General features: G+C 46.4%; 31 protein-coding genes. 19 read left to right on the forward strand and 12 right to left on the reverse strand.

The features are described from left to right. Positions 1-110 precede the first annotated feature (110 nt). Entirely contained in the window at positions 111-1,412 is a 1,302-nt protein-coding gene (locus LAY41_RS28820; RefSeq protein WP_249105587.1) for a glutamyl-tRNA reductase, read from the reverse strand. Positions 1,413-1,543: 131 nt separating this feature from the next. Next, positions 1,544-2,581 carry a class II fructose-bisphosphatase gene (gene glpX, locus LAY41_RS28825; RefSeq protein ID WP_249105590.1) on the reverse strand — a complete coding sequence of 346 codons (1,038 nt, stop codon included), beginning with the start codon at positions 2,579-2,581 and terminating at the stop codon, positions 1,544-1,546. Positions 2,582-2,752: 171 nt separating this feature from the next. Between glpX and LAY41_RS28830 the strand changes: the two genes are divergently transcribed. The 7 genes from LAY41_RS28830 to grxD all read left to right on the forward strand — a co-directional run bounded on the left by LAY41_RS28830 (position 2,753) and on the right by grxD (position 6,329). After that, a complete protein-coding gene (locus LAY41_RS28830) occupies positions 2,753-3,016 on the forward strand; it encodes a hypothetical protein (protein WP_249105671.1) in 264 nt (87 codons plus the stop codon). A 52-nt stretch (positions 3,017-3,068) separates the two neighbouring features. Beyond that, the gene (gene grxC / locus LAY41_RS28835) at positions 3,069-3,383 is read left to right on the forward strand and encodes a glutaredoxin 3 (protein WP_249105592.1); all 315 of its coding nucleotides are present in this window, start codon (positions 3,069-3,071) and stop codon (positions 3,381-3,383) included. A gap of 67 nt (positions 3,384-3,450) precedes the next feature. Beyond that, entirely contained in the window at positions 3,451-3,930 is a 480-nt protein-coding gene (gene tadA / locus LAY41_RS28840; RefSeq protein ID WP_249105594.1) for a tRNA adenosine(34) deaminase TadA, read from the forward strand. 177 nt (positions 3,931-4,107) lie between these two features. After that, positions 4,108-4,821, forward strand: a complete 714-nt coding sequence (locus LAY41_RS28845) for a lysophospholipid acyltransferase family protein (protein ID WP_249105596.1) — start codon at positions 4,108-4,110, stop codon at positions 4,819-4,821. Positions 4,822-4,937: 116 nt separating this feature from the next. Beyond that, positions 4,938-5,558, forward strand: a complete 621-nt coding sequence (locus tag LAY41_RS28850; RefSeq protein ID WP_249105598.1) for a hypothetical protein — start codon at positions 4,938-4,940, stop codon at positions 5,556-5,558. Positions 5,559-5,610: 52 nt separating this feature from the next. Then, positions 5,611-5,850 (forward strand): BolA family protein, encoded by a 240-nt coding sequence (locus tag LAY41_RS28855; protein ID WP_249105600.1) that lies wholly within the window; start codon positions 5,611-5,613, stop codon positions 5,848-5,850. A 155-nt stretch (positions 5,851-6,005) separates the two neighbouring features. Continuing rightward, positions 6,006-6,329, forward strand: a complete 324-nt coding sequence (gene grxD, locus LAY41_RS28860; protein WP_249105602.1) for a Grx4 family monothiol glutaredoxin — start codon at positions 6,006-6,008, stop codon at positions 6,327-6,329. A gap of 503 nt (positions 6,330-6,832) precedes the next feature. On the opposite strand, the gene LAY41_RS28865 is transcribed toward grxD, so the two are convergent. Beyond that, positions 6,833-7,081, reverse strand: coding sequence for a DUF6761 family protein (locus tag LAY41_RS28865; protein ID WP_249105604.1), 249 nt, complete (start codon positions 7,079-7,081; stop codon positions 6,833-6,835). 392 nt (positions 7,082-7,473) lie between these two features. On the opposite strand from LAY41_RS28865, the gene LAY41_RS28870 reads away from it, so the two are divergent. Further along, entirely contained in the window at positions 7,474-8,220 is a 747-nt protein-coding gene (locus tag LAY41_RS28870) for a response regulator transcription factor (protein ID WP_249105607.1), read from the forward strand. Between the two features lie 76 nt (positions 8,221-8,296). On the opposite strand, the gene LAY41_RS28875 is transcribed toward LAY41_RS28870, so the two are convergent. From LAY41_RS28875 to LAY41_RS28890, 4 genes are all read right to left on the reverse strand, one after another. Beyond that, complete coding sequence (locus LAY41_RS28875; RefSeq protein WP_338023072.1) at positions 8,297-8,995, reverse strand: ABC transporter ATP-binding protein; 699 nt, start codon at positions 8,993-8,995, stop codon at positions 8,297-8,299. Between the two features lie 75 nt (positions 8,996-9,070). Beyond that, the gene (locus LAY41_RS28880; RefSeq protein WP_249105611.1) at positions 9,071-9,649 is read right to left on the reverse strand and encodes a hypothetical protein; all 579 of its coding nucleotides are present in this window, start codon (positions 9,647-9,649) and stop codon (positions 9,071-9,073) included. 72 nt (positions 9,650-9,721) lie between these two features. Beyond that, entirely contained in the window at positions 9,722-9,991 is a 270-nt protein-coding gene (locus tag LAY41_RS28885) for a hypothetical protein (RefSeq protein WP_249105613.1), read from the reverse strand. Between the two features lie 121 nt (positions 9,992-10,112). Then, positions 10,113-10,550, reverse strand: coding sequence for a DUF4079 domain-containing protein (locus LAY41_RS28890; protein WP_249105615.1), 438 nt, complete (start codon positions 10,548-10,550; stop codon positions 10,113-10,115). 219 nt (positions 10,551-10,769) lie between these two features. Here LAY41_RS28890 and LAY41_RS28895 point away from each other — a divergent pair, with 219 nt between their 5' ends. After that, positions 10,770-11,993 carry an RNA-guided endonuclease InsQ/TnpB family protein gene (locus tag LAY41_RS28895; protein WP_249105617.1) on the forward strand — a complete coding sequence of 408 codons (1,224 nt, stop codon included), beginning with the start codon at positions 10,770-10,772 and terminating at the stop codon, positions 11,991-11,993. Positions 11,994-12,231: 238 nt separating this feature from the next. Here the strand turns inward: LAY41_RS28895 and LAY41_RS28900 are convergent, their stop codons facing one another. Beyond that, positions 12,232-12,621, reverse strand: a complete 390-nt coding sequence (locus LAY41_RS28900; RefSeq protein WP_249105619.1) for a DUF1830 domain-containing protein — start codon at positions 12,619-12,621, stop codon at positions 12,232-12,234. 605 nt (positions 12,622-13,226) lie between these two features. Here LAY41_RS28900 and LAY41_RS28905 point away from each other — a divergent pair. The 5 genes from LAY41_RS28905 (at position 13,227) to LAY41_RS28920 (ending at position 17,377) form a co-directional block, all read left to right on the forward strand. After that, entirely contained in the window at positions 13,227-14,798 is a 1,572-nt protein-coding gene (locus tag LAY41_RS28905) for a photosystem II high light acclimation radical SAM protein (RefSeq protein ID WP_249105620.1), read from the forward strand. 137 nt (positions 14,799-14,935) lie between these two features. Further along, positions 14,936-16,306, forward strand: coding sequence for a DICT sensory domain-containing protein (locus LAY41_RS28910; protein WP_249105623.1), 1,371 nt, complete (start codon positions 14,936-14,938; stop codon positions 16,304-16,306). Positions 16,307-16,314: 8 nt separating this feature from the next. Then, complete coding sequence (locus LAY41_RS28915) at positions 16,315-17,019, forward strand: pentapeptide repeat-containing protein (RefSeq protein ID WP_249105625.1); 705 nt, start codon at positions 16,315-16,317, stop codon at positions 17,017-17,019. Positions 17,020-17,024: 5 nt separating this feature from the next. Continuing rightward, entirely contained in the window at positions 17,025-17,150 is a 126-nt protein-coding gene (locus tag LAY41_RS32675; protein WP_338023073.1) for a hypothetical protein, read from the forward strand. After that, on the forward strand, positions 17,147-17,377 hold the full coding sequence (locus LAY41_RS28920; RefSeq protein ID WP_249105626.1) for a hypothetical protein: 231 nt from the start codon (positions 17,147-17,149) through the stop codon (positions 17,375-17,377). The genes LAY41_RS32675 and LAY41_RS28920 overlap by 4 nt, the downstream gene beginning before the upstream one ends. A gap of 61 nt (positions 17,378-17,438) precedes the next feature. Here the strand turns inward: LAY41_RS28920 and LAY41_RS28925 are convergent, their stop codons facing one another. Then, positions 17,439-17,651 (reverse strand): DUF433 domain-containing protein, encoded by a 213-nt coding sequence (locus LAY41_RS28925; protein WP_249105629.1) that lies wholly within the window; start codon positions 17,649-17,651, stop codon positions 17,439-17,441. 203 nt (positions 17,652-17,854) lie between these two features. Between LAY41_RS28925 and LAY41_RS28930 the strand changes: the two genes are divergently transcribed. After that, entirely contained in the window at positions 17,855-18,031 is a 177-nt protein-coding gene (locus LAY41_RS28930) for a hypothetical protein (protein ID WP_249105631.1), read from the forward strand. A 10-nt stretch (positions 18,032-18,041) separates the two neighbouring features. Further along, positions 18,042-18,296, forward strand: coding sequence for a BrnA antitoxin family protein (locus LAY41_RS28935; RefSeq protein ID WP_249105632.1), 255 nt, complete (start codon positions 18,042-18,044; stop codon positions 18,294-18,296). Positions 18,297-18,351: 55 nt separating this feature from the next. Here LAY41_RS28935 and LAY41_RS28940 read toward each other — a convergent pair whose 3' ends face one another. Together LAY41_RS28940 and clpS are read right to left on the reverse strand one after the other, a co-directional pair. Beyond that, positions 18,352-19,170, reverse strand: coding sequence for a CPBP family intramembrane glutamic endopeptidase (locus LAY41_RS28940; protein WP_249105634.1), 819 nt, complete (start codon positions 19,168-19,170; stop codon positions 18,352-18,354). Positions 19,171-19,187: 17 nt separating this feature from the next. Further along, positions 19,188-19,469, reverse strand: coding sequence for an ATP-dependent Clp protease adapter ClpS (clpS, locus tag LAY41_RS28945; RefSeq protein WP_249105636.1), 282 nt, complete (start codon positions 19,467-19,469; stop codon positions 19,188-19,190). A gap of 592 nt (positions 19,470-20,061) precedes the next feature. Here clpS and LAY41_RS28950 point away from each other — a divergent pair. After that, positions 20,062-20,436, forward strand: a complete 375-nt coding sequence (locus LAY41_RS28950) for a hypothetical protein (protein ID WP_249105639.1) — start codon at positions 20,062-20,064, stop codon at positions 20,434-20,436. Positions 20,437-20,460: 24 nt separating this feature from the next. Here LAY41_RS28950 and LAY41_RS28955 read toward each other — a convergent pair whose 3' ends face one another. Next, positions 20,461-20,655: a hypothetical protein gene (locus LAY41_RS28955; RefSeq protein ID WP_249069111.1), complete on the reverse strand. Its 195-nt coding sequence runs from the start codon at positions 20,653-20,655 to the stop codon at positions 20,461-20,463. A 687-nt stretch (positions 20,656-21,342) separates the two neighbouring features. Here LAY41_RS28955 and LAY41_RS28960 point away from each other — a divergent pair. Further along, positions 21,343-21,702, forward strand: coding sequence for an STAS domain-containing protein (locus LAY41_RS28960; RefSeq protein WP_249105641.1), 360 nt, complete (start codon positions 21,343-21,345; stop codon positions 21,700-21,702). 452 nt (positions 21,703-22,154) lie between these two features. Then, on the forward strand, positions 22,155-24,836 hold the full coding sequence (locus tag LAY41_RS28965; RefSeq protein WP_249105644.1) for a TIGR03936 family radical SAM-associated protein: 2,682 nt from the start codon (positions 22,155-22,157) through the stop codon (positions 24,834-24,836). The last annotated feature ends 163 nt before the right edge of the window (positions 24,837-24,999 follow it).

A 24,999-nucleotide genomic window follows, 5' to 3' on the forward strand; every position in this document is an offset into this window, starting at 1 on the left:
TAAAGGTGCGTTACCTGTAACCCTTGTAGAGACGTTGCATGCAACGTCTCTACATTCTATGAAAGGAGATGTCTAATGAACAATGAACAATGACCAATGACCAGTGACTATTAGCTATATTGCTCTTTCGATTGAGTTTCTGGATTTAGGTTGAACAGCGTTTGCAGAGTCTGCATTGCTTTGCGTCTCGCTTCAATATCCTGCTGCGCTCGCAGTTGTACCATCGGATCGTGCAGAATTTTATTGACAATCCCCCGCGTGAGGGCTTCAATAACTTCTTGATGTTTTTCGGCAAATTCAGTACCGAGCCGAGACAAAGCTTTTTCCAACTCTTGGGCGCGGATTGTTTCCATTTTATCCCGCAGACAGCTGATGGTAGAAACAGTTTCCAAACTGCGCCACCACAGATCGAAAGCTTCTACCTCTTCATCCAAAAGCACCTCAGCTTCCTTCGCCATCTGTCGCCGACTTTCCTGATTCTGCGCCACTACAGCTTTCAAATCATCGACATTGAAAGCTTGAACATTAGCCAGATCGTTCGCATCGGCATCAACGTTGCGCGGAACGGAAATATCAAATAACATCAAAGACCGATTTGGTGACAAAACTGGTTCCAGTTTTGCCCGATTAAGTAGCGGTTCAGTGGCAGAAGTACTGGTAAAAACTATATCCGACGCTGCGATTACCTGCATCATTTCGGAAAGCGGGTAAAGTTGCAGCTGCACTTCATCAGCGAACTTACTTGCCAACTCTTCAGATCGTTGCATAGAGCGATTCAAAATCGCTATTTCACTTGCGCCTTTGGAGATCAGATGTTGCACCAGCAGCCGAGACATTTTGCCAGCACCCAGAATCCCTATTCGACAAGCTGCTATATTTGGCACTTTCATTTGCGCCAACTCCACAGCAGCGGAGCTGATGGAGACTGCACCAGTACCAATGCTGGTTTCGGTGCGGACTCGCTTACCAGCGGTGAGGGCTTGATTGAGGAGTCGGTTAAGGATGCGTCCGACGCCTTTGTACTGCTGACATATTTTGTGAGTATGTTTAACCTGAGCCAAAATTTGCCCTTCCCCAAGCACCAGACTATCCAAACCGGCGGCAACCCGCATCATGTGCATGACGGCATCTTCGTGCAGCAACATAAATAGGTGCTTACGCAGGTCAATCGGCGGCAATTTGCTGTAGTCGGAGAGGAACTGGCGTACTTCTGAAATTCCCTGTTCGGTTTCGCTGGTAACTATGTAAATTTCCAGACGGTTACAGGTGCTGAGGATGGCAACTTCCTCGATATTGGGGTAACTGCAAAGTTGCGCGATCGCACTTTCCGTCTGCGCTTCTGGAATGCTCAGTTTTTCACGAATTTCAACAGGTGCTGTTTTGTGGCTAAGCCCTACTACTGCAATATTCATTTGCTAATTGTTAATTGCTAATTGCTAATTGCTAATTTGGCATTGGAATCAGTTTGGGCATTGGGGTTAGTTTGGGCATAGTTTTTCTGAACTTGCCCATGCCCAATGCCCCATGCCCTGTTACCTAATGACTACCTCAATTGCAGACTCTTCGGCTCGTCAAACAGGTGGATCGTGTCAACAAAGCGAGCCGTCTTGGACTGAGTAGAAATGACCAAGCTATGAGTCCGGGCTCCTCCGTTGAAGAAGCGGACGCCTTCCATCAGCGTTCCAGGAGTGATACCGCTGGCTGCAAATAACACCGTATTGCCAGAAGCCAGTTCCTCAGCCTCATAAATCTTGTCGGGGTCGTTGATACCCATTTCTTTGAGACGAGCGAGGTTGCCTTCTTTACTTTCACCGATCAGGCCAGTTTTCACAACCTCTGGATCGTAAATCAATTGACCTTGGAAGTGTCCTCCCAAACAGCGCATGGCGGCGGCTGAGATGACGCCTTCTGGTGCTGCGCCAATGCCCATCAGCGCGTGAATGTTCGTACCCGAAAAGGCACAGGAGATGGCGGCTGAAACGTCACCATCGCTAATCAGGCGCACTCTTGCCCCGGCTTGGCGAATTTCCTGAATTAGTTCTTTGTGACGGGGACGATCCATTACCACCACTACCAATTCCTCAATAGAGCGGCTCAAGCACTCGGCGAGAACCTTGAGGTTGTGGGTGGCGGATTTGCTAATATCGACGTGGCCCCGCGCTGCTGGGGGAGCAGCTAGCTTCTTCATGTAGAAGTCAGGCGCGGCAAACAAACCGCCTTTTTCGGAAATTGCCAGCACCGCCATTGAGCCATTTTGACCGTAAGCAACTAGGTTAGTGCCTTCGCAAGGGTCAACAGCAATGTCAATTTCTACCAGTTCGTCTGGGTTGCAAAAGGCTTTGGCATCCTCACGGGTACAGATACCAACTTCTTCACCGATAAAGAGCATGGGGGCTTCATCGCGTTCGCCTTCGCCGATCACGATGCGACCTCTCATGTGAATATTGTTCATCCGCTCCCGCATGGCTTCTACCGCCACGCGGTCAGCCTCGTTTTTATCGCCTTTACCCATCAAACGGGAAGATGCGATCGCTGCTTGCTCAACTACCTCTATAATCTCTAAACTGAGTGTATTTTCCACGGGGTGCGTCCTTCCAAACTGCTTGATTTTGCTAGGTTTCGTCTGGCTCTAACAGTTTTCAAGTCTATCAGAGTAGGGATCGCTGTGCAGAGGTGTCGGGGTTCAAGCCGTGTTAAGTTTTGCTGCTGGTGTTTGTGGCCCGATCGGATTTGGCACAAAAGAAGTTTCACCTTGTTATCCTCGATCCTAATATCCTGGTATCCCGTGGAAGGAAATAATACTATTCGCCCAGCACCTGATGTGATGGTGGTGTTTGCCAGACCAAAAGGCGAATCTCCTTCAAAGACGCTTTGCGATCGCGGTTCTTACCAACAATGGCGAGAAAATAATATTCCGCCTCAAGTTGTTTTTATTAGATCGACAACGGCAATTAGCCGCACAACAAGCCGAACGACTAGCCCAAAGATTGCGATCGATCGGCATAAATCCCGATGAACTTTAAATCTAGACTAAATACAGTTACTACACCATCATCAAGGAAACCAAAATGCTCGACTTCCTCAACCCCATCCTGGGCCGCCATCCAGAGCAAATCAAAGCCAACGTAGAGATTTACACCTGGCAAACCTGTCCTTTCTGTATCCGCGCCAAAATGCTGCTCTGGTGGAAAGGCGTTAAATACACCGAATACAAAATCGACGGCGACGAGGAAGCTAGAAACAAAATGGCCGATCGGGCCAACGGACGCCGTTCAGTCCCCCAAATTTTCATCAATAATCAGCACATCGGTGGATGCGACGATATCTATCAGCTGGATACACAAGGCAACTTAGACTCCTTGCTAACCCAACCTGCTGTGTAATTAGTCCTTGCCTTGCGGACAAGAGTTTGTGAGCCATCTGACTTCAGTCTGAGGGCAATATTTACCTATGCCAATTGATGACCCAGCCTATCTAATTCACCGAAAATGGATGAGTAGAGCTATTGAACTGGCACAAACCGCCGGTGACGCCGGAGAAGTGCCTGTAGGAGCCGTCATCGTTGACAGTCAGGGTAACTTAATAGCAGAAGGAGAAAACCGCAAAGAGCGGGAGTTTGACCCCACAGCCCATGCGGAGATTTTGGCTATCCGGGCAGCTGGCAAAGCTCTGCAAGACTGGCATCTCGATCGATGCACCCTCTACGTTACCCTAGAGCCATGCCCCATGTGTGCGGGTGCGATCGTCCAAGCTAGGCTGCGTCTGTTAGTTTATGGAGCAGACGATCCCAAAACTGGCGCAATTCGTACCGTTGCCAATATTCCCGATAGCGCCTGCTCCAATCACCGCTTATCCGTACTCGGTGGGATCTTAGAATCTGCCTGTCGCCACCAGCTGCAATCCTGGTTTGCACAAAAAAGGCAAAAGTGAAAAGACAAAAAGCCTTTATGTTACTTTTTACCGTTCCACAGATTTTGCCTGGGAACACGCTCATGTATTTTTCGGACTAATGACACCCGTAGAACTGTCCCTTTAATAGAAGACAACTCGCCACAGAAAATTTACGGTGGAATTGAAGATGCTTCGATGTAGTTACTAACCTTCCCTATGACGATCCCGCTCGACTCTTCTGCACAAACCCTTGCAACTTCAACACCGGCAAAGGTAACTACTATTACCTCTCGCGTTGCGCCTTGGTTCAGTCAGTTGGCTTATCCCTTGGGGCGTCGTATTATTTTACCGTTTTACTTCGGTGAGATTTCGGTGACGGGTCGGGAACATTTACCCACAGAAGGGCCAGTTATCCTAGCGCCCACCCATCGCTCTCGCTGGGATTCCTTTATGGTGCCCTATGCAGCGGGTCGGGATATTACCGGGCGGGATCTGCGGTTTATGGTTTCGGCTAATGAAATGACAGGACTCCAAGGCTGGTTTGTCCGCCGCTTCGGAGGTTTCGCGGTTGACACCGAGCATCCGGGAATCGGCAGTTTGCGGCATGGAGTTGAGCTACTGCAAAATGGGGAAACCCTGGTTTTGTTTCCAGAAGGCAACATCTTTTTTGATAACCAAATCCACCCGCTTAAACCTGGATTGGCGCGTATAGCCCTACAAGCAGAAGCGAGCAAATCTGGCTTGGGGATAAAAATTGTCCCCATAAGCATTAAATACAGCAAATCCATACCCCACAGAGGCTGCGATATTAAAATCAGCATCGGTTCTGCTTTTAATGTGGCCGATTACCGCACCGAAACCGTGAAAAAAGCGGCACAACGTTTGACTGCGGATCTGGAAACTGCTCTTCGGATGCTGCACGAGAGCTAGCATAAAAACTGTGTTTAAATTAGTTGTGTCAGATACCGACCCACTTTTGCCTGGGAATGGTAATATACTCCGAAGTAAATATTTATCCTGTTTGTGCTAAGACGCAAACCTAGTTCATGGTAGTTTCTGGATCTGTTCGCTTACTCCACGTCAACGGCTTCACTTTCCTGTCTCTCCTGGCAGCTTTGACTGTGTTTGCACCATTCCTCGTCCAAGCACAGGAATCTTCTCCGCCAGCTGCTCCCAATCAAGTCCAGCCTTTGGAAGGGACAGACACGAACGAGCTGCGTCCCCTAACTCAGGATAATAGTTTACTTAGCCTCCAAGGCGGGCAGCGTCTCATGTCTGAAGCCAGTAGCGCCGTTTCGGCTCAAAACTATGCTTTGGCTATGAAGAAACTCCAGGACGCTCGTCAAGTTTTCAATCAGTTGTCTAACTTCTATCAAGAGTTAGCTGGCAGTTTCTCAGGGATCGACAACCGCATCTCTGATACCCAACGGCGCAAGGCAGTAGAAACGGCGCAAATGCGGGATGAGGCAACCTATCAGCTGGCACTGGTACACCGGGCGCAAAATCAGCCTGAATTGGCTGTGCCATTGCTGGTTCAGATTATTCGCTCTCAAAACCCGACTCGCGATTTGGGGAAAAAAGCCTATCAGCAGTTATTTGAATTGGGGTTTGTGGATTCGCCTTACCCCAGAACTGGCAATAACTCGCCGTCTTCTTCGGCTCAATAGTTAAACTAGATTTAAAACAAAGAGCGAACCGTTTTTAAGCGAGAGGAATGGAATGATTAGTCCCGATCGGGTTGAAGCTATGATTAAGGAGGAATTGCCTGATGCGCTGGTTCAGGTTCAAGACTTGACCGGCGGCGGCGATCACTATCAAGTGACGGTGGTTTCTTCTTTGTTTGAAGGCAAGGGGCTTGTTCAACAGCACCAGATGGTTTACGGTGCGCTGCGACAAGCGATGTCTTCAGAAGCTATCCACGCTCTGGCTCTGAAAACCTCGACTCCCCAGGCTCAGTAAGCCCCCGATTAGTTTGCTTGAAGCGGAATAACGCTCGATTAACTACCAAGCGTAGGGTGACCTTAGTATTTTCTAACCCACAATTGCGCTAAAAAAATACTGGACAACAAAGCGATCGCGCTTACGCTCACTTTACACGAAGGCAGTGAAGAATTATGACACCGGAACTCAAAGAAAGAATTGACAATTTGGTAAAGCAGAACAAAATTTTAGTGTTCATGAAGGGCAACAAGCTCATGCCACAGTGTGGTTTCTCCAACAATGTGGTGCAGATTCTCAATACATTGGGTGTTCCCTACGAAACTTTTGATGTCTTACAAGATCAGGAAATTCGTCAGGGAATTAAAGAGTATGCCAATTGGCCGACTATTCCCCAGGTTTACATTGATGGTGAGTTGCTCGGCGGCTCTGACATTATGATCGAGCTGTATCAAAAGGGTGAGTTACAGCAAAAGGTAGAAGTTGCGTTAGCATCCTAGAGCAAAAGCCCTTCCGTTATCTTGGAGGTAGGGGCGAAGCATTTCCCAATCAAAATCATTGATTTTTCCTTGATGCGCTCTTGGGATATGCTATCTCCCCAAATACTAATAATTGGCTCTTCCTTATTTACTATGCTATTTGAGCGCTTGTGCAGGGGAGCAGGGGAGCAGGGGAGCAGGGGAATAAAAATGTTATTTTTTTGAACAAAAGCATTACAACTCCGAAAGAGCCCCATTTCTTTGTAGGTTGGGCTTTGGTGAAGCGAAACAGAACAAATGCGTTGGGTTTCGTACCTCAACCCAACCTACAAAGCTCAGCACTAAAGCCGAAGCACTCAGCACTTTGCTATAAATGAAATTTTCACAAAAATGAATAAAAAAAGATAAACACTGTAACAGACAACTAAGAATTTGGTACCTGTAGACCGTTTAAGAGTATTATCCACAGGCAACACTTGAAAACTTTTTTCGGATAACCTAGCGATGCCAATACTAAAAAAGCATCAGTAGTAGTCGGATTGCGGTTGAGTCTGTGGAATTTCAAAGTTCGATCGATCGTATATGTAACGAGTTGCTTCCTCCTCTAAGCGATGGATGCGGTATGCTTCAATTGCGTTGGTATGCCGCAGTGCAGCTAAATAGCCGTCCAAATATAACCGCAAACTATCGTATCTATAGCCGCGATGCCACATCTCGACCAGGGCGTCGGTAAGTTTTTGGTAGTGGCGGATAGTTTCAGTGTCCTGAAGCATGATAGTGTCTTCAATTTGTCTGGTGTCTACTTAAGTTTACGCCTGTCGGCAAAAGCTTTTTTGATTGTGGCTTTGTCGGCTGGGGCGCTAGCGCAGCTTTGACTTCATCTACACGACCTACAATTAGATTGTGAGGTGTGCGATCGCTACGTTACCTTTATTTTAGCGATATCCCGGCGAAGTCCTTACCTCTGTAGCTGGATCAACTGGCTTATTCGGAGGTAAAAAGGACAGACGATCGGGCCTGGGAGTGCCCAGAGGAACAAGCGTGTATCCACAATGGAATGGTAAGCAATAAAAATACAGTCCAGTCCAGGGTAGCGATCGTTACAAATTAGTCAAAACGGCTCTGTTAACGTGAGATTTAATAAGGGCAAGGAAAGCAAGCCTCCGTGGAATCAGTTGGAATTCAAATTATTGAGGGAAATCCGCATCTGCGATCGCTGCTAGGTTGGCACTTGCAGCAGGCAGGATACCGGGTTTATCAAGCCGCTAGCCTCTATCAGGCGAGGGAAGTTTTCGATCTGCGCCAACCTACACTCGTAATCATCGATTCGGAAATTCCCGATGGGGATGCTGCCGAGTTTTGCGGGTGGCTGCTACGGCAGCAACAGCCGTATATTATGATGCTCTCGGCTCATAACACTGAAGCGGATATCGTCGCTGGGTTAAAAGCTGGGGCAGATGATTACCTGACGAAGCCTTTTGGTATGCAAGAGTTCTTGGCGCGAGTTGAAGCGCTGGTGCGACGCAACCGAATGGCAATTCCACCCGCTTACCTGGATTATGGGGATCTGAAAATTGATTTGGTGCAACGCCGCGTCCGCTTTAAAGAAGATTCGATCGATCTGACGCCGCAAGAGTTCAGTTTGCTCTATGTCTTGGCTCAAGCTGGCGGACAGCCGCTGAGCCGTTCGGAACTGTTACATAGAGCTTGGCCCGATGAGATCGATAACCCCCGCACTATAGACACTCACGTTCTCTCGCTGCGTAAAAAACTCGAAATTGACCCGCGCCAACCCAGCTTAATTCAAACAGTTCGCAATGTGGGCTATCGCTTTAATCCTGAGTTTCTTAGAGGGTACGGATCTGAGTTAGATGAAACCCCCCTTCCCCAAAAACATCATAATTATGGGTAGAAGCCTGACGACTGAAGTCGCGGCTACACGGAGAAAGCCCGCCTTTGCGGGCTAAATAATAAAGTGCTTTTGCGTTTCAAAGCCATTCATCAACCGCCTGCTGCTCCAATTGGATAAATGTTTCGCGCAGCTTGTTCCAGTCAAGACGATCGGCTTCTACGTCTTGAACGAGTTCTCCCTGTTGCAAATGCAAGACTCTCGTACAAAACTGCTGTGCTAGATCTAACTGATGATTAGCCATCAGAATCGGAATTTTAGTTTCCTGGGCCAACCGGATCGACACTTGTAGGAGGTGGGATGCACGACCGGCGTCAAGCGCGGAAGTTGGCTCGTCTAATAATAAAATTTTAGGTTGAATTACTAAGGCACGAGCGATCGCTACTAATTGTCGCTGACCGGCTGAAAGTTGTACCTCCGTTCGCTCTAGCCAATCTTCTGGTATGTGTAACCGCTCTATCCAGTAGTCTACTCGTTCCTGAATCTCTTGTGGTGGCAAGCGTCGTAGCAGCAGGGGATAGGCTATTGCTTCTCGAACTGTCATCCCCAAAAGTTTGGGTTCTTGTAGTGCTAGGGTGACTTGCTGACGTAGCTGGATGACGGGGATTTGCTGGATGTCCTGATTTTCTAGATAAATTGAACCATCGTTGGGCGAAATCAGTCGGTTCAATAGTCGCAGTAGTGAAGTTTTTCCAGCCCCTGATGGCCCGACAATGGCAATGCGATCGCCTGGAAATACCTCAAAAGAAATATTTTTGAGTAAATACTGTAAACTCACAGGTGCCCTTAAGCTCACCTGCATCAGTTTTAATATGGGAATTTGTGCGGATACCATTTAACAAAGAAGTGTAGTCTATAGATGGAGTGCAGTCCAAATTGTCCAACCATCAATTAAAAGCAGTATTAGGGTAACGCCCAATAATATTAAATACATCCAGGGTTGAGCCAAAGGACGAATATCTGTTGTATCAATACCCGTTTTAGCTTCTACCTGCTTAACCATCTGAGCAAAACCAACTATACGCATAGGTAGCAAATATCCTTTCCCGGATTTACTCACAAAATAGTAAACCAGTCCCCCTTGACCTGTGGTACGACATTTTAATTCTTGCACTTCTGTCCAAGGTAACGACCAACCTTTACGAAACAAACGGGGAACCCAGCGGGGATAAGTTACTTGTATTGCTTGCTCATCTAAAATTACTCGTTCGCTTAATGCGCCATAAAGTGCGATCGCACCCAGACCTATCCCCACCCACAATAAAATCGGCGGTACAGCTGCCGCCGTCACCTTCGCCAAAAAAGGTAAGGGTATCGTGAGTGCTACGTACAAACACAAAAGCGTCAGCCGGATTAAAGGAGAAATACGGAAGACTGATGGCCCAGATTCATCAGAGGAAGTGTCGATCCGATCGACAGGATTACTTAACACAGAATGTTCTCTTGATTATGTATATAATAATACTTTTTTCGCTGTAAAACTTCAATCAGCAACTGGATGTTTTTAGGCAACAACCTTATCCCAGTTGTCTATGACGCAGACTTGGACTTTAGCGTGACTGAGTAACCGCTGGACTTGATGGATAGGCATAGCGGCGATCGCGTAATCTTTTCCAGATACACGATGAACCTCAGACATCCGCTGACGATAGCTAGTCGCGTCAGCGCGGTTGAGGAAAACCATCGTGTAATTACCTTGTCGAGATTTTTCTACCACCGGCTGACCGTTTGCGCCCACTATAAAGAAACCTGATGCCAAAGGAGAGTAAGACATTTTTTTTTCATCTCTAGGAGAACTTATTCAGTATTATTACTGAATTTTCACCTAGATCGATCGATCTCAGGAAAGATATTCGCAAATCTTTAAGTAGATTTACATCTCGTACTGATTTGTCTTATGGTAGATACTTCTGGACAATAATCCAGCCGGTCAGCGAAACCAAGGCAAATCCGACCAACAAAATTATATTTGTGCCGATGTGGAACGATCGAGCCCAAGGATGCTGGGAACCTATTTGGGTGGCGCTTCCAGCCGAAAGCAACACTAATCCTACTACTGCCAAGCCAACTGGTAAGTGTACTGAGTGGTTCAAGCTGCCATAGTGACCCAAAGTACCGACGATACCGATAGTTAGGAGCAGTAATACCAGAGCTACCATTGTACCGCCAATCCCATAGTGCAAAGGTTGCAACCAACTAGGTCGCTCTAGCCTTGTGCGGCGAAGGTAGAACATCCAAATGCCGCTAGCAGCCAGCAGGAAATATGCTACCAGGGAAAATCCCATAGACCAAGCGGCGATTCTCCACAACCAAACAAAATCAGGTAAATTCAAGCTATTTCACCCTATTTTCTCACTAGGAATCAAGTGCCGAGCGCACCAATGGCTTCCCAAAGAGCCTTTAACTACTCGCTCCTGTTGTCCCCCGCTATAACTGTACCCAGTTTAGCGGCGGGATGAAAGGCAGGGAGATTGTAGGTAGGGAAATCTCCAAATCTTTATCTTTGTGGATATTTTACTGAAATGTGTATAATACAGTAAGGAGGTAATGAGATGCTGCATACTGCCATCAAGGTTCGACTTTATCCAACATTAGAGCAACAAGCCCTACTGTCTCAGCACTTTGGCTGTGCCAGATGGTGGTGGAACTATGCTCTAAATAAGTCAATTGAGACTTACAAAGAAACGGGTAAAAGCCTTGGTCAGTCAGCACTCAATGCCTTTCTACCAAAACTCAAGAAAGCCGAGGAAACACTTTGGTTGTCTGAATGTTATAGCCAAGTTTTGCAAGCAACAACGCTCAACCTAACAACTGCCTATAAAAACTTTTTTGCAGGTCGTGCTAGGTTCCCGCGTTACAAGTCAAAGCATGGTAAGCAATCAATTCAGTATCCTCAAAATGTCTTGGTACTTGATGGGTTTGTTCAGTTTCCAGGTAAAGTTGGCAAAGTTAAAGGCAAGCTACACAGGAACATAGAAGGAACAATTAAAACCGTAACGGTCAGTTTAGAGCCTTCTGGGAAATACTTTGCATCAATATTGACGGAGAGTGAAGGCGACAATCCAGCCGTTTCAACTGACGGTAAAGTGATTGGGATTGATCTAGGGTTAACCCATTTTGCTATTACAAGCAATGGTTGTAAAGTCTCCAAGTATGACAACCCCAAGCATCTAGTCAAACACGAGAAAAACCTCAAACGCAAGCAACAAAAACTAGCTAAAAAACAGAAAGGAAGTAATTCAAGGAACAAAGCCAAAAAGACTGTAGCCGCATTGTACGAACGGGTAACTAAATCCCGTCAGGATTTTCTACATAAGCTTTCACGAAAGCTCGTCAATGAAAACCAAGTTGTCGTAGTAGAGAATCTTAATGTCAAAGGCATGGTACGCAATCACAATTTAGCTAAAGCCATATCTGATGTTGGATGGGGAACCTTTGTTAATTTCCTGGCTTACAAGCTAGAGAAAAAAGGTGGTAAGTTGGTTGAAATTGACCGTTGGTTTCCCAGTTCTAAGCTCTGCTCTAATTGCTATTACCAGATTGATAAGTTACCACTTGATATTAGGGAGTGGACTTGTCCTAATTGCGGAATTCGTCACGACCGCGATGATAATGCAGCAACAAATATTAGAGCAGAGGGCATCAGGATGTTACAGACGGATGGAACAGCCGTTTCTGCTAACGGAGGGGAAGTAAGACCAAAGATGGGACGCAAGTCTGTTCTGAGGCATTCTTCTGTGATGTTAGAAGCCCACACTAAATCGAAGCGATTATAGTGTGGGTAGTTCACGCCATTCCTAGCACAAAAAAGGGATATCGCCCCCCTCATTATTTCCAAAAAAAAGAAAGATGAGAGGGGCGCGGCGGAACCATCCTAATAAGTGTAGGGGCTTTCGCATTCGGGCTGATAATTTATCGCTCACAGACAAAAACTTCCCGCCCGAATTCTAATGTCACTAACACAGAAGACAGAGAACAAAACTTTTATTTTGAAGCTTTTTTTGAAATCGTATTTTAGCCTACAGCTACTAAAGCCAGAGTTGTTAAAGATGGCGTTATCTCTACATTTTTCTTAATTCCTTCCCTGTTTGGGTTTTTATCTTTTTCGGCTGGGTGTTTTTGACTGGGGGCGACTTCGTGTTGGGGTTCTTCGTCGAGCCGCAAGCGATCGCAAGATATCTTGTCTGATAGAATGGCACTTGCCATCATACCCGTATGGATTTCCAGCACCCCCTCTAGCATGGTTTCAAAGACGAGCCGTTGCCCTGGAAAAACAACTCGCTCAAAGTACCAGTTGGGAATATTGCTTATCCTGGCGATCTGAACCTTACTCGTCGCATTCACGTAGCAGCAGAGAATGCCATTGCTGGAGTTAGGCGGTAGGGGATCAAGAATTTGAGCCATAACTGCTAAGGAGATGTGTGCCAAACTTGGTTACATTAAAAAATGTAACATCTCCGATCCCAGCGTGCTGTAACTCCGAATACCAACTCAGCCAATTTAGGAAATTTATGTCTAAAGATAGAGATAAAGTTGGTAATCTACATTACTGATGAACCAAGTAGTTTAGACAAGACTAAAGCCCCTGGCACATACGGTAGGGTGCGTCAGAACCTTCCACTCTCGATAATCGTTGTAGAACTTCCTCTGACGCACCCTAAAAGTCGATTTGAGTGTGACAGGGGCTTTAGTCCTATTAGATTTGAGGTGTGCAAAAGCCTCAAATCTAATAGCGGCAAACTGCTTGACAGCAGTGCAGCCTGCTGGTATATAGGGCGAGGCAACCTAAATTTTCAGCAAATCAGTTGCTATGCTAGCCAAGCGAGCCCTACGCCTAGTGTAAAAGTTCAGCGGAATTACTCTATCGCTGAGAAAACCTGATGTTATCGTAAAGTTATATGAAAATAATCATAATTTCTTAGAAGGCCACGACAGGTAGCAATGGCTCTTAGCACCTGTTTGACTTTTGCTTCTAAGTAGAGTTATAGCAATCCTTAATAGAGAAGCCCATGACGGAAACTCGCATACTCTATGTCCGCTTACCCTGCAATCCTATTTTCCCGATCGGGGTTGTTTACTTAGCCGACCATATACACAAGCTGTTTCCAGAAGTTGGACAGCGCATTTTCGACCTGGGAACAGTACCACCCCTAGATTTTGCCAGTGCGTTGGATGCTTGTGTAGACGAATTCAAACCTACCCTACTGGTATTTTCCTGGCGGGATATTCAGATTTATGCCCCAGTAGGAGGCAGAGGCGGGAACCCACTCCAGCACGCCTTTGAGTTTTACTACGCTCCCAATCCGCTGATCAGATTGCGGGGAGCTATGGGAGGTCTGCGCGTCACTACCGCCTACTATACAGAACTCTGGCGTAACCTGGGATTAATTAAACGAGGGTTAAAACGTGCTAAGAAATATAATCCAGAAGCCAGAACGGTAGTTGGTGGCGGTGCAGTCAGCGTATTTTACGAGCAGCTCGGTAAAAGCTTACCATCTGGAACAATAGTTTCAGTGGGAGAAGGCGAGGCGTTGCTGGAAAAAGTTTTGCGTGGGCAGGATCTTACAAACGAACGCTGTTACATCGTGGGAGAGACTTCGCCGCGCGATCGCATGATCCACGAACTTCCCACTAACATAGAAAAAACCGCCTGCAACTACGACTATATAGAAACCATCTGGCCTCAGTTTAGCTATTACCTGCAAGAAGAGGACTTCTACATCGGCGTGCAAACCAAGCGCGGTTGCCCTCACAACTGCTGCTACTGCATCTATACCGTCATAGAAGGCAAACAGGTACGCATCAACCCCGCAGAGGAAGTCGTCGCAGAAATACGGCAACTCTACGACAGAGGAGTTCGCAACTTCTGGTTTACCGATGCCCAATTTATCCCAGCTCGTAAATTTATCGACGATGCTGTAGAGTTATTGCAGAAAATCCTTGATGCTGGCATGGAAGATATTCACTGGGCAGCATACATCAGGGCAGACAACTTGACACCCCAGTTGTGCGACTTGATGGTAAAGACGGGAATGAATTACTTTGAAATCGGTATCACCAGCGGTTCCCAGGAACTCGTGCGGAAAATGCGAATGGGTTACAACCTCCGCACCGTCTTGCAAAACTGTCGCGACTTGAAAGCAGCTGGATTTAACGACCTCGTTTCGGTAAACTACTCATTCAATGTCATTGATGAGCGCCCGGAAACCATTCGTCAAACCGTTGCCTATCATCGGGAACTAGAGCGAATATTTGGGGCAGATAAAGTCGAACCGGCTATCTTCTTCATAGGATTGCAACCGCACACCCATTTAGAAGAATATGCCTTTGAAAATAACATCATCAAACCAGGTTACGATCCGATGAGCTTAATGCCGTGGACAGCCAAAAAATTACTCTGGAATCCAGAACCGCTTGGTTCCTTCTTTGGCGAAGTTTGCCTCCAGGCATGGCGTCAAAATCCTAATGATTTCGGACGCGAAGTGATAAGGATTTTAGAAGAAAAACTGGGTTGTGCTGACTTGGAAGAAGCCCTTACTGCATCTATTGAATCAAAAGAAAAACAGCTGGTAACTGTTTAATAACATCTTTTATAACAGGCATCTTGCCTGTCATAACTAAGAGGCAGGCAAGATGCCTTGCCCTCTCCCCACAAAACCTAAAAACTTCCTCTCTTCCTTCGTGTCCTTTGCGTCTTCGTGGTTCGTTAAATAAAATCATGTTAGAAGGTTCAATTTTACAACAGCTGGCGAATGCCCATAAATCGGGACAAAGACCGTTGCGTTTTGGAGTGTATTACAAAAACACTTTGGTTGCCCTATGTCACGCGCTGGAAGATAGTATTTTAACTTCCAACACGGCGGCGTTAATGATTACGGCATTTCAACGGGGCAAATGGTATTTGCAAGAGGCGGAACGATATGGCGAAATAGCCCAAAAGTCTCGCCAAATTGTAATTATGGCGGCACCGGATAGCGGCTTTGAAGAACACCCGACAAGCAAATTGTCTAATGTAGCGCTGGTGGGACTGGAAACAGTTGACCCGGTGGCGCAAGAATGGCATTTGATGATCTTGTCGCCCAGTTACACGGCGATGGTACTTTGTCAAGAGTTATCGCCAGCAGATTACGGGCCTGAAGGGCCACCAGAGGAAGATAGAGAGCGCAAATTTTACGGGTTTTGGACGTTTGAGCCCGGTTTAGTGTTGGAAACGGTAGAATTAGCGATCGCGCACATCGATCGTTACAACCCAGAACTCCAGAAAACCTTAACCGCGCAAGTGCAAGAAATTACCGCCGAAGCTGCTAACGCCGAACAAGACAATCTGGGTGAAATTGTATCCCGCGTGGTGGAATATCTCCATAACAGTCAGGAAGATTTAACTGCACATGAAATAGCTGCATCCCATCACGAAGAGTTGGATCTAAATTTAGTTTCCAACGAGTTGCAAGCCTTTGTGCGAATGGCGCAATTAATGGAATTAGCTAATACCGGCAACCCGATGGCAACTGCCGAAGTAGCCGCGTTGGCAGAAGTGATGGGGCAACTTTTGGATCTCCCCGCTTGGCAATTGAAACGACTGCGGTTAGCAGGTTTGTTGCACGGATTAGTTCCTTTAGGGGTAAAAGCGGTTACCGATTTAGAAGAAGCACCTTGTTGCCATTTGGAACCTGGTGTGCAGGCTTTGCGTGGGATGCCGAGACTACAGGCGGTAGCGAGTATTATCACCCATCAAACCGAGTGGTGGAATGGTAGCGGAACTCCTGCTGGTGTGGGCTATGATGCCATTCCTTTAGAATCGAGAATATTGGGTTTAACAGCACATTTTGAGTATCGCGTCAACCAATTAGCAAAAGGATCGGAAAACCTCAGCCGCGAGGAAATTTTCTCTCAAGCTTTGGCAGAATGTCAGGCGCAAGCAAATGAGCGTTGGGACCCCAAATTAGTAGAAACCTTGACATTGTTAGTGATGGGTTTGCAACAGGGATTAAACTTACCAATAACACCACCCAAAGTAACATCTGGGATGTGGTTACTCAATCCTCCGTTGCCTGCTGAATCCAAAAGTTATCAAGAAACCAGTACTTAATAAAATTCATGGATATAGAAGCCATTCGTGCGGGGAAAGTTAAACAACTGCCTGGAGCAATTTTAGAAGATGAAGACCTCTCAGGCAGTAATTTGCGGGGCGTTAACCTAGCTGGCGCTAACCTAGTTGGGGCGAATTTGAGCGGTTGCAAACTCGAAGGCGCTCGTTTGGAGGGAGCTAATTTATTGAGCGCTCAATTAACAGCAGCCGATTTAAGAGCAACCCTGTTGGGTGCTAATTTGATGCAGGCAGATTTGACTGGTGCTGACTTGCGCGGAAGCAATCTGCGAGGCGCTAATTTGATGGGAGCAAAGTTAACTCAAGCATCTTTTGCTGGTGCTTTTTTGAGCGGTGCTAATTTGATGAGCGTAAACCTAAAAGGGGTAGATTTACGCGGTGCAGATTTGCGGGGTGCCAATCTCAGCGGTGCCAATTTGCAAGGTGCAGATTTGAGTCAGGCAGATTTACAAGGCGCTACTTTAAGTAATGCCAATTTAGAAGAAGCAGATTTGCGGGGGGCAAATTTAACTGGCGCGAATTTGACTGGCGCAAATCTTCTTTGTGCTGAATTAGAAGATGCCAATTTGCTTGGTGTTAGTTTAGTAGGAGTTTGTTTAGTTGGTACTGCGTTGGCTAAGGTTGAGCCGCTACCGCAAAAGATTCAAATTCCTTTGAAGTTACCTGAGATGGAGCATATTAAAACAGAAGATTAGGTAAGGTGGGCATTGCCCAAACTTTAGAAGCTTGTAGAGAGGATTTGCAGGATGCTTTAGAAGGATGGATTATGCTAAGTCTGCGTTTGGGTCATACTTTTCCTATTAGTGTTGCAGGGAAAAAGTTGTGAAATTACAAGAAGTTTTGAACTTAGCGAAACAGCTTTCGCCTGTGGACAAGGTGCGTTTGATTCAGGAATTAGCACCTGATATAGAAAGCGAGTTAGTTTCTCATCAAATTACTCCCAGTAAATCATTATGGGGACTGTGTGCGGATCTCGGACAAGCACCTTCGGCAGATGAAATTGACGAAGCACGTCGCGAGGAATGGGGAAACTTCCCAAGGGAGGATATCTAGTTGCTACGTGCTGTCGCTGATACCCATGCGGTTATTTGGTACATTTTCGGGGATACTCGACTTAAGGTAGCGGACGCTGACGTATCTGCGATCGCTCTACAACTGCTCTCAGTGCTTCAGGAGTTAGAGAAGGATAATTCTCCAAAACTTGCTGTTCTGTCCATCCAACCGCAAATAACCCCAGCAGAAACTCAATTGATAGCCTAGTTCCTTTGACAACTGGTTTGCCTACCAGAATTTTTGGGTCAGAATGGATGTATTCTCCCCAGTCCATTTGTTTTACCTATCTATATTTTCATCTGCGTTCATCCGCGTACCCTTCAGGAAGGCTATCGCCTACATCTGCTTTCATCTGCGGTAAAAAAATGCAGATCTAAATTGTAGGGTGCGTCAAACCCCAAAATTGAATACTCCCTAATTTTAACACACTGACGCACCCTACTTAATCTAACTACCAACTTGCGTTAAACTAAAAATATGAGCAATTTCCCAATAGTTACGATCCAAGAAAAATTGCTGCGTCTACGCGACTTTCGCAATCAAGCTGATTACAACGATACTTGTCCAAAACTTGTAGCAAAAACTGAGGAAGCTTTAGGTTTAGCTATGCGAATTATTTCAGGCATAAGTAATTTAGAAACAGCAACAATATGAGGATGAATAAATGAAAGAAGAATACGATTTTAGTCAAGCAAAACGAGGCGCTATTGACCCAATACCCCCTGGTAAAACACGCATTACAATTCGCCTTGATGATGAAATTTTAGCTTGGTTTCGTGCAGAAGTCAACGCAGCCGGTGGCGGTAATTACCAAACCCTAATTAACAACGCCCTAAGCGAATACATTCAGCAGCGCAAAGAACCTTTGGCAGAAATTCTACGTCGCGTACTCCGAGAAGAGTTGCAAAGATTGTCTTGACGAAAGTGATTTTGGAAAAATGCGTTGACGTAGCCCGCTGTAGACATTCGCGCCTCTATCCCTTCGCCCGTTTCCTCATCCAAAACCCCAAAACACCCAAAAATAGTAACCCCATCACCCCAGCTAAAGGATTTTTATCAATCCCCGTTACCCACTCAGGAACACGGTTAGAAAATCTTACCAACTGCCCTACATTAATAATGTAATAACCCCAAACTAACCCCGCGTGCAATCCAATAGATAGCCCCAGACGCCCCTTGCTTCCGCGCTTCGCCCAAACCAACGTCAACCCCAGCAGCAACAGCGCCGGAAATGTAGGCAAGGTGCGAATCATTTCTTTAAAGGACTTCAGAAAATGCAGACTGGCAAATATAATTCCATCAGCCCATAAAACTGTATTGGGACGATAATCTCGCTGCAACTCATCCAGCAACCAACCTCGAAATACCAACTCTTCGGCAAAAGCGACACCCAAAGCACTGATAAATCCTTCTATAATTATCTTGAGTAATCGATCTGAATCCTGCCAAACAACCCAACCTAACAGTCCTTCCAGTCCAAATAGACTGAGGGTGAACAAAAGGCCAATATTCAGCCCTTTGAGAAATTCTAAGGCATTTTTCCGCGTTCTTACCAAACCATAGCTTTTGAGCAACTGAGGTTGCCGATAGATATTCTTACCCCAAATCCTCAGCAGCACAAGAAACTCGGCGAATAACAATCCCATTGTCAGGATAGTCACCAAGTTCTTGTCATTGCCCAAAAAGTAAATTGGGGCAGCCAGGGGCAACCACAGCAGCAGTAAAGTCAGCAAAAACACAGCCAGCCTTATATGGGCGGGATAGCTGGCTAAGTTAACGAGTTTAATTTCCAAAAAACCCCTATTTCTGGCTACTCTTCAGGTTCAATAGTACTGATCAAACCATGATTTTTCAGCGTTTCGCAGTAAAACTCTGCGTGTTCTTGAGCGCAGGCAATCACCAAGGCAATCCCACTGTTGTGAGCTTCCATCATAATGCTGACCGCTTGAGGCTGGGTCAGATTTGGCACCGTTGTCAGCAATACCTGCACCACGTACTCCATCGGGTTGAAGTCATCGTTATGCAGTAGCACCCGATAACGAGGCGCAAGTTTACGAGACGTTGAACGCTTTTCAAGGGTCTCGATAGACACTGCTTTATCCTCTCCTTAAATTCGATAAAATTAAGCAACTCATTCAGATTTATTAGACTGACTACCGAATATCCTTGACATCCGATATTTTATGGAAAATGCAAAGTTTTCTTAGGTGTTGCTTACCTAAGCTTGCTGCCAACTTTGTGGCTTTTTATACGGTTTTAAGTAACCAAAGGCACGATTTGGGTTTTCGCTTTATAGTCCTTAATACTTATTTATACCATCGAATCTCAGATCTAGCCACCTAAATGGCAATTTTTAGAGAAACTTGCTCGATCGATCTGGCAAGCGACATGAACAGGACTTACGCAAAAACGAAGGTTTTGCCCCCCTAGCCCCCCAAATCTGGGGGGCTAGGGGGGCGATCGCATAAGTCCTAATGAATAACAAGGCCGATCGGGCTATGCACTCAATTCCCAATAGCCGCTCTGTGAAACCCCAGCGCGATCGAGCTTTACGACCTCATACAGATCTGTAAAGCGTCGCGTCAAAATTTCCCTACGTAATCGCACTGAAGAAGGTTTGGCAGGAGCCTACTACAATAAGTAGGCAGCAAAATATACAGTTTTGTCCTGTGGAGCAAGCAGCGATGATTTCTGCTATTGACTTTCAGCCCAGCCAAATAGTCTGTTTGGAGCATGAGGAGACGCGCCTATACGCAGAAGTCATTCAAATTGTGCGTCCGCGCCAGATGTGTTGGGCTCGCCCTTTGATGCTAGTAGTCCCTGAATCCTTTAGCCAGACCCATAGAGACCAGTCCACTTTGTATGATATGCGTCAAGGCGCGGATCTACTCTGGCCTTCTATTTTATTCCGAGCGGCTCTTGATACTGAAGTAATGCCGCTTTTTACTTACCTACAGGCATCAAAAACTCAACCTGACAGTAGCCAAATGGCACACCAACAACTCCAGGATTTTGTCCGCCAAGTTTGGTTAGCCCACCAAAATAATTTTATATTTTAGCCATTAAGATAGAAGAGTACTATCTTAATAGCTAGACACCAACTGAATTCGTCCGGCATCCATCTCATCCATCAATAGTTCCAACGCTTCGTAATCAACGTCTGAGATGTAACCCAGTCGCGTCAGTTCATAGTTGATTTCATCCTCAATATCGGGAGTCAATCGCCGGATAAAGAGAGCTTTTTCTACAAGTTGACGAATCACGTTTTTAGCTTCCACGGTTGGTGGGCAGAACTCCTTTATATTGCAATTTTCTGCTGTATATTTCTAGCCGCGAGTGATCTTAAACCTTTACCATCAGTGATCTTACTCACAGCGATATTTATAAAATTTATGATTTAATTTTAAATAACTACTGGGTTGTAGCCCAGCGGACTGGTATTGGCATAGTGCCGAATCATATCCGTATTTTGTCTGCTCAAGCATATTTGGGGTTGTTTGGTCAAAGAGCTGCGTTGACCCCCTTAGTAAGTAATAGCAAATTTTCCAGGTTTCCGGAAATAGCTTTTAACTGCTGTAGACAAGAAAAGGGCTTTTGCAGCTAGGGTGCAACTATTTTTTACAACTTTATTAGTTAATACTGATCGCACGGAGGATGCGATCGGTATTAACTCATCCTTTAGACATAAGCTAGGTTTATATTTACAGGCCAGTCTTGTTTGTATGCAGTGGCTGTCTCCGTGAAAATACTGGCTCAGCTTTAGCTTGGCTGGGGCGATCGGGGTGGCAATTCCGTATCTTTGCATACTTTTAAGCCAGACTTCTTCCTCAAAACTTCATAAAAGTACCCATGTTGGATGAAGATTCCGTAAAAATGCCTAAAGAGAGTGGTCAACACTGACAGCTAGCATATAAAGTCGAAGGCATACAGTGAGATATTTATTTTTGGTTAAGGGAGATTGAATCATGCAGACAACACTAGCATCTTCGCAAATTACACTTGTTAGACCTCACGGCCATCTCAATGCCGCCAACGCACCTGAATTTGGAAGACACCTAACAGCAGCTATTACCTCCGAGCGCAAAGCTAGAGTGCTGGTTGACATGGAGGACGTAGAATCCCTTGACAGTGCTGGCTTGATGGTATTGGTTTCTGCCCTAACTCTAGCGCAGCGCCAAAACCAGAGATTTAGTCTGTGTTGTCTTTCACCTTCAATTCGGATTATCTTTGAGTTGACTCAGTTGGACAGAGTGTTTGAGATTTTTGAAAGTCGCACCGTTTTTGAAGCTACAATAGATCTGTTGGCAACAAATTTGGCTGCCTAGCTCATATACCATCAATACAATTTCGATCGATAGTTGAGGATGATAGCAAAAATCTGACCGTGCCTTACCTGTTTTTTGACCTGTTTTGGGGTTGAAGCAGAGTTTTGGCATGAAAAAGCGGAGCTTCCGTTTGCCCAATATTTAGTATTTGTAGTAGCTCCGCATTCCCCAAGATCGTAATGAAGGAAAAATAAATGATTTTTACTGGGGAATGCGGAGCCTTGGCCTCGAAGATAAAGCAAGGGCCTTGAAAGCGTTGCATTTATAAAAAAGTTTTAACATACCTTGTACCTCAAAGCCATAGAATCAGGCTCAGGCTTTGTGCCGACAAAAGTGTAGAAAATTTTTATCTTAACTTCCCAACCTTGTCAGCGATAACAGCAAGTATGATGAATGGATAGGGCAGACACACTACAAATGCCTTGTCGCTTAAATCAAACCAGAGTTTTATCGTGGCAGTAGCAGTAGAAGAATTACTAACACCAGATATTCTTAAACCAGCGCGTTACTTGGGCAACGAGCTAGGAGCAGTGCATAAGCCTTGGAATGAGGCAACCGTGCGTTGGGTATTGACATACCCGGAAGTGTACGAAGTCGGGGCATCTAACCTGGGGCATATAATTCTCTACAACATCTTAAACACCCAGCCGCGACAGTTGTGCGATCGCGCCTATTTACCTGCACCCGACTTAGGAGCTAAACTGCGATCGACCTTTACTCCCCTTTTTGCCGTCGAGTCGCGTCGCCCCCTTACAGATTTTGATATCTTGGGTTTTAGCCTTAGCTACGAACTCGGAGCAACCAACATTCTAGAAATGTTGGACTTGGCTGGAATTCCGCTCACCTGGCGCGAAAGGCAATGCAGAGGGGCAGAGGGGCAGAGGGGCAGAGGGGCAGAGGAAGCAGGAGGAGAACTTCTTAGTTCCCAGTCCCCATACCCGCTGATTTTTGCTGGTGGACAGACAGCAACATCCAACCCCGAACCTTACGCCGACTTTTTCGACTTCTTTGCTTTGGGAGATGGGGAAGAACTACTGCCTGAAATTGGCTTAGTGCTGGAAGAAGGTAAAGCAGCTGGGTTGAGTCGAGAAGCATTGCTGCTCGATTTGGCACAAATACCGGGCGTCTATGTTCCCCAGTTCTACGATATGGCCCCCGATGGGTCAATTCATCCCAATCGCCGGGATGTTCCCGATCGGATTTTGCGACGGGTGGCGACTCCCATGCCTGCCTATTCGATCGGACTGGTTCCATATATTGAGACTGTACACGATCGCCTGACAATTGAAATTAGGCGCGGCTGTACACGCGGTTGTCGCTTCTGTCAACCAGGAATGCTAACTCGTCCGGCGCGAGATGTAGAACCAGAGCAAGTAGTAAAGGCTATAGAGCAGGGAATGAGGGCTACTGGCTACAACGAGTTTTCTCTGTTGTCCCTCAGCTGTTCCGATTATCTAGCTCTACCGGCAGTGGGGATGGAAATTAGAAATCGTCTCAAAGACGAAAATATTTCCTTGTCCCTACCGAGTCAGCGGGTAGATAGATTTGACGAAAATATTGCCAATATCCTTGGCGGTAACCGGCAGAGTGGACTAACTTTTGCTCCTGAAGCTGGCACTCAGCGGATGCGGGACATTATTAACAAAGGACTGACCAACGAAGAACTGCTGCGGGGTGTAAAAACTGGTTTTGACCGGGGATGGGATAAAATAAAGTTATACTTTATGATTGGTTTGCCAGAGGAAACCGATGTCGATGTTTTAGGCATTGTGGAAACAGTCCGCTGGCTACAGCAGCAATGTAGGGAAAGAGGTAGGAAAGCGCTTAATTTCACTCTGACGATTTCTAACTTTACGCCCAAACCTCACACGCCGTTTCAGTGGCATTCCGTCTCAACCGCTGAGTTTGAACGCAAGCAGTCGCTGCTGCGATCGGAATTTCGCGGCATGAGGGGAGTGAAGGTCAACTTCACGGATGTTCGGATTTCGGCAATGGAGGATTTTATAGGAAGGGGCGATCGCCGTTTGGCATCTGTACTGCGTCGCGCCTGGGAATTGGGTGCAGGGATGGATGCCTGGTTTGATAGCGCCGATCGCGCTTTTGCAGCTTGGGGACAAGCTATAGCCCAATCCGACCTAACCTGGAAATATCGCCAGGCGGAAGTGGGGGAGATCGGTGGTGGGGGAGAATCACCGATCGCCGATCGCCTTGACAAACCTCTGCCTTGGGATCGGATCGATACCGGAATTGATAAAAACTGGCTAAAAGCCGACCTGCAACGAGCCCTAGAAGCGGCAACGGTTCCAGATTGCTCGTTTGAGGGCTGTTCCCACTGCGGTGTCTGCGGGGTTGATTTCGGTCACAATGTTGTTGTCGAGCCTCCACCCATCCCAGAATTTGTGGGACATTTTGTGCCGAAACAAGAACGGGTGCAGCGCTTGCGGGTTTGGTTTGGTAAGCTGGGTAATATGGCTTTAGTGAGCCATTTAGATTTAGCGCGCTTGTTCGATCGCGCTGTGCGGCGAGCTTCTTTACCCATTGCTTTTACCAATGGATTTCATGCTTCTCCCCGCATTTCCATTGCTAATGCGCTCCCTCTGGGAGCTACCAGCAGCGGTGAGATTGTAGACTTTGAGTTAACTGAGTATATGGATGTGGCGACTTTCCAAGCAAGGCTAGTCACCCAAATCCCCGGTAATATTCCGATCTATCGGGTTGAGGAAGTTGAACTGAAAACTCCCTCGTCCGCTCAGTTGTTGGAGAAAGTTGAGTATTTGATTACGGTGGCTGCTGCTGCCGATGCTTCGAGCGATCGGTGGAAGAAGTGGATTGAGGCGATTCTAGCCAGTGACGCTATTTTGTGGGAGCAGACGAGCAAATCGGGCAAGAAGCAAATGGTGAATTTGCGCTCTAGCTTATTTGAATTAGAGTTTCAGGAGGGTAACTCTCCTATCGATCGACCTGGTGTACTTCGCTATGTTGGCAGTTGTCGGAATGACGGTAGCCTGCTACGACCCGATGGTGTCATCTATATGTTGGAACAAGTCAATGCTTGTGAATTTCAACTGCTCCACTCTCACCGCTTGAGCCTCATCCTACAGGTTCAAACCTGTAGTAACCCGATCGTGGTATGAGATACTCAACAAAAATATGATAAGATCCCATTTAGAGTTAATCAAAAATAGGAGTCAGGGCGACTTTAGCGCAGCGGCGCGAGACCCTAGCAATCCCACTTGCGAGCGATCGACTCTACAAACAACATTTGGTCATGCTTGAGTACAGGGGAACATCCCCAAC

It is taken from the genome of Argonema galeatum A003/A1 (assembly GCF_023333595.1).
In the GTDB taxonomy this organism is placed as follows: Bacteria; Cyanobacteriota; Cyanobacteriia; order Cyanobacteriales; family Aerosakkonemataceae; genus Argonema; species Argonema galeatum.

Coding starts and splice junctions, on each gene's coding strand:
- LAY41_RS28950 (WP_249105639.1), top strand. CDS start 20,062: ATGATTTCTGCTATTGACTTTCAGCCCAGCCAAATAGTCTGTTTGGAG.
- LAY41_RS28905 (WP_249105620.1), top strand. CDS start 13,227: ATGACGGAAACTCGCATACTCTATGTCCGCTTACCCTGCAATCCTATT.
- LAY41_RS28925 (WP_249105629.1), bottom strand. CDS start 17,651: ATGGACTGGGGAGAATACATCCATTCTGACCCAAAAATTCTGGTAGGC.
- grxC (WP_249105592.1), top strand. CDS start 3,069: ATGCTCGACTTCCTCAACCCCATCCTGGGCCGCCATCCAGAGCAAATC.
- LAY41_RS28960 (WP_249105641.1), top strand. CDS start 21,343: ATGCAGACAACACTAGCATCTTCGCAAATTACACTTGTTAGACCTCAC.
- LAY41_RS28935 (WP_249105632.1), top strand. CDS start 18,042: ATGAAAGAAGAATACGATTTTAGTCAAGCAAAACGAGGCGCTATTGAC.
- LAY41_RS28850 (WP_249105598.1), top strand. CDS start 4,938: ATGGTAGTTTCTGGATCTGTTCGCTTACTCCACGTCAACGGCTTCACT.
- LAY41_RS28895 (WP_249105617.1), top strand. CDS start 10,770: ATGCTGCATACTGCCATCAAGGTTCGACTTTATCCAACATTAGAGCAA.
- LAY41_RS28930 (WP_249105631.1), top strand. CDS start 17,855: ATGAGCAATTTCCCAATAGTTACGATCCAAGAAAAATTGCTGCGTCTA.
- LAY41_RS28845 (WP_249105596.1), top strand. CDS start 4,108: ATGACGATCCCGCTCGACTCTTCTGCACAAACCCTTGCAACTTCAACA.
- LAY41_RS28855 (WP_249105600.1), top strand. CDS start 5,611: ATGATTAGTCCCGATCGGGTTGAAGCTATGATTAAGGAGGAATTGCCT.
- tadA (WP_249105594.1), top strand. CDS start 3,451: ATGCCAATTGATGACCCAGCCTATCTAATTCACCGAAAATGGATGAGT.
- LAY41_RS28915 (WP_249105625.1), top strand. CDS start 16,315: ATGGATATAGAAGCCATTCGTGCGGGGAAAGTTAAACAACTGCCTGGA.
- grxD (WP_249105602.1), top strand. CDS start 6,006: ATGACACCGGAACTCAAAGAAAGAATTGACAATTTGGTAAAGCAGAAC.
- LAY41_RS28820 (WP_249105587.1), bottom strand. CDS start 1,412: ATGAATATTGCAGTAGTAGGGCTTAGCCACAAAACAGCACCTGTTGAA.
- LAY41_RS28900 (WP_249105619.1), bottom strand. CDS start 12,621: ATGGCTCAAATTCTTGATCCCCTACCGCCTAACTCCAGCAATGGCATT.
- LAY41_RS28910 (WP_249105623.1), top strand. CDS start 14,936: ATGTTAGAAGGTTCAATTTTACAACAGCTGGCGAATGCCCATAAATCG.
- LAY41_RS28865 (WP_249105604.1), bottom strand. CDS start 7,081: ATGCTTCAGGACACTGAAACTATCCGCCACTACCAAAAACTTACCGAC.
- LAY41_RS28885 (WP_249105613.1), bottom strand. CDS start 9,991: ATGTCTTACTCTCCTTTGGCATCAGGTTTCTTTATAGTGGGCGCAAAC.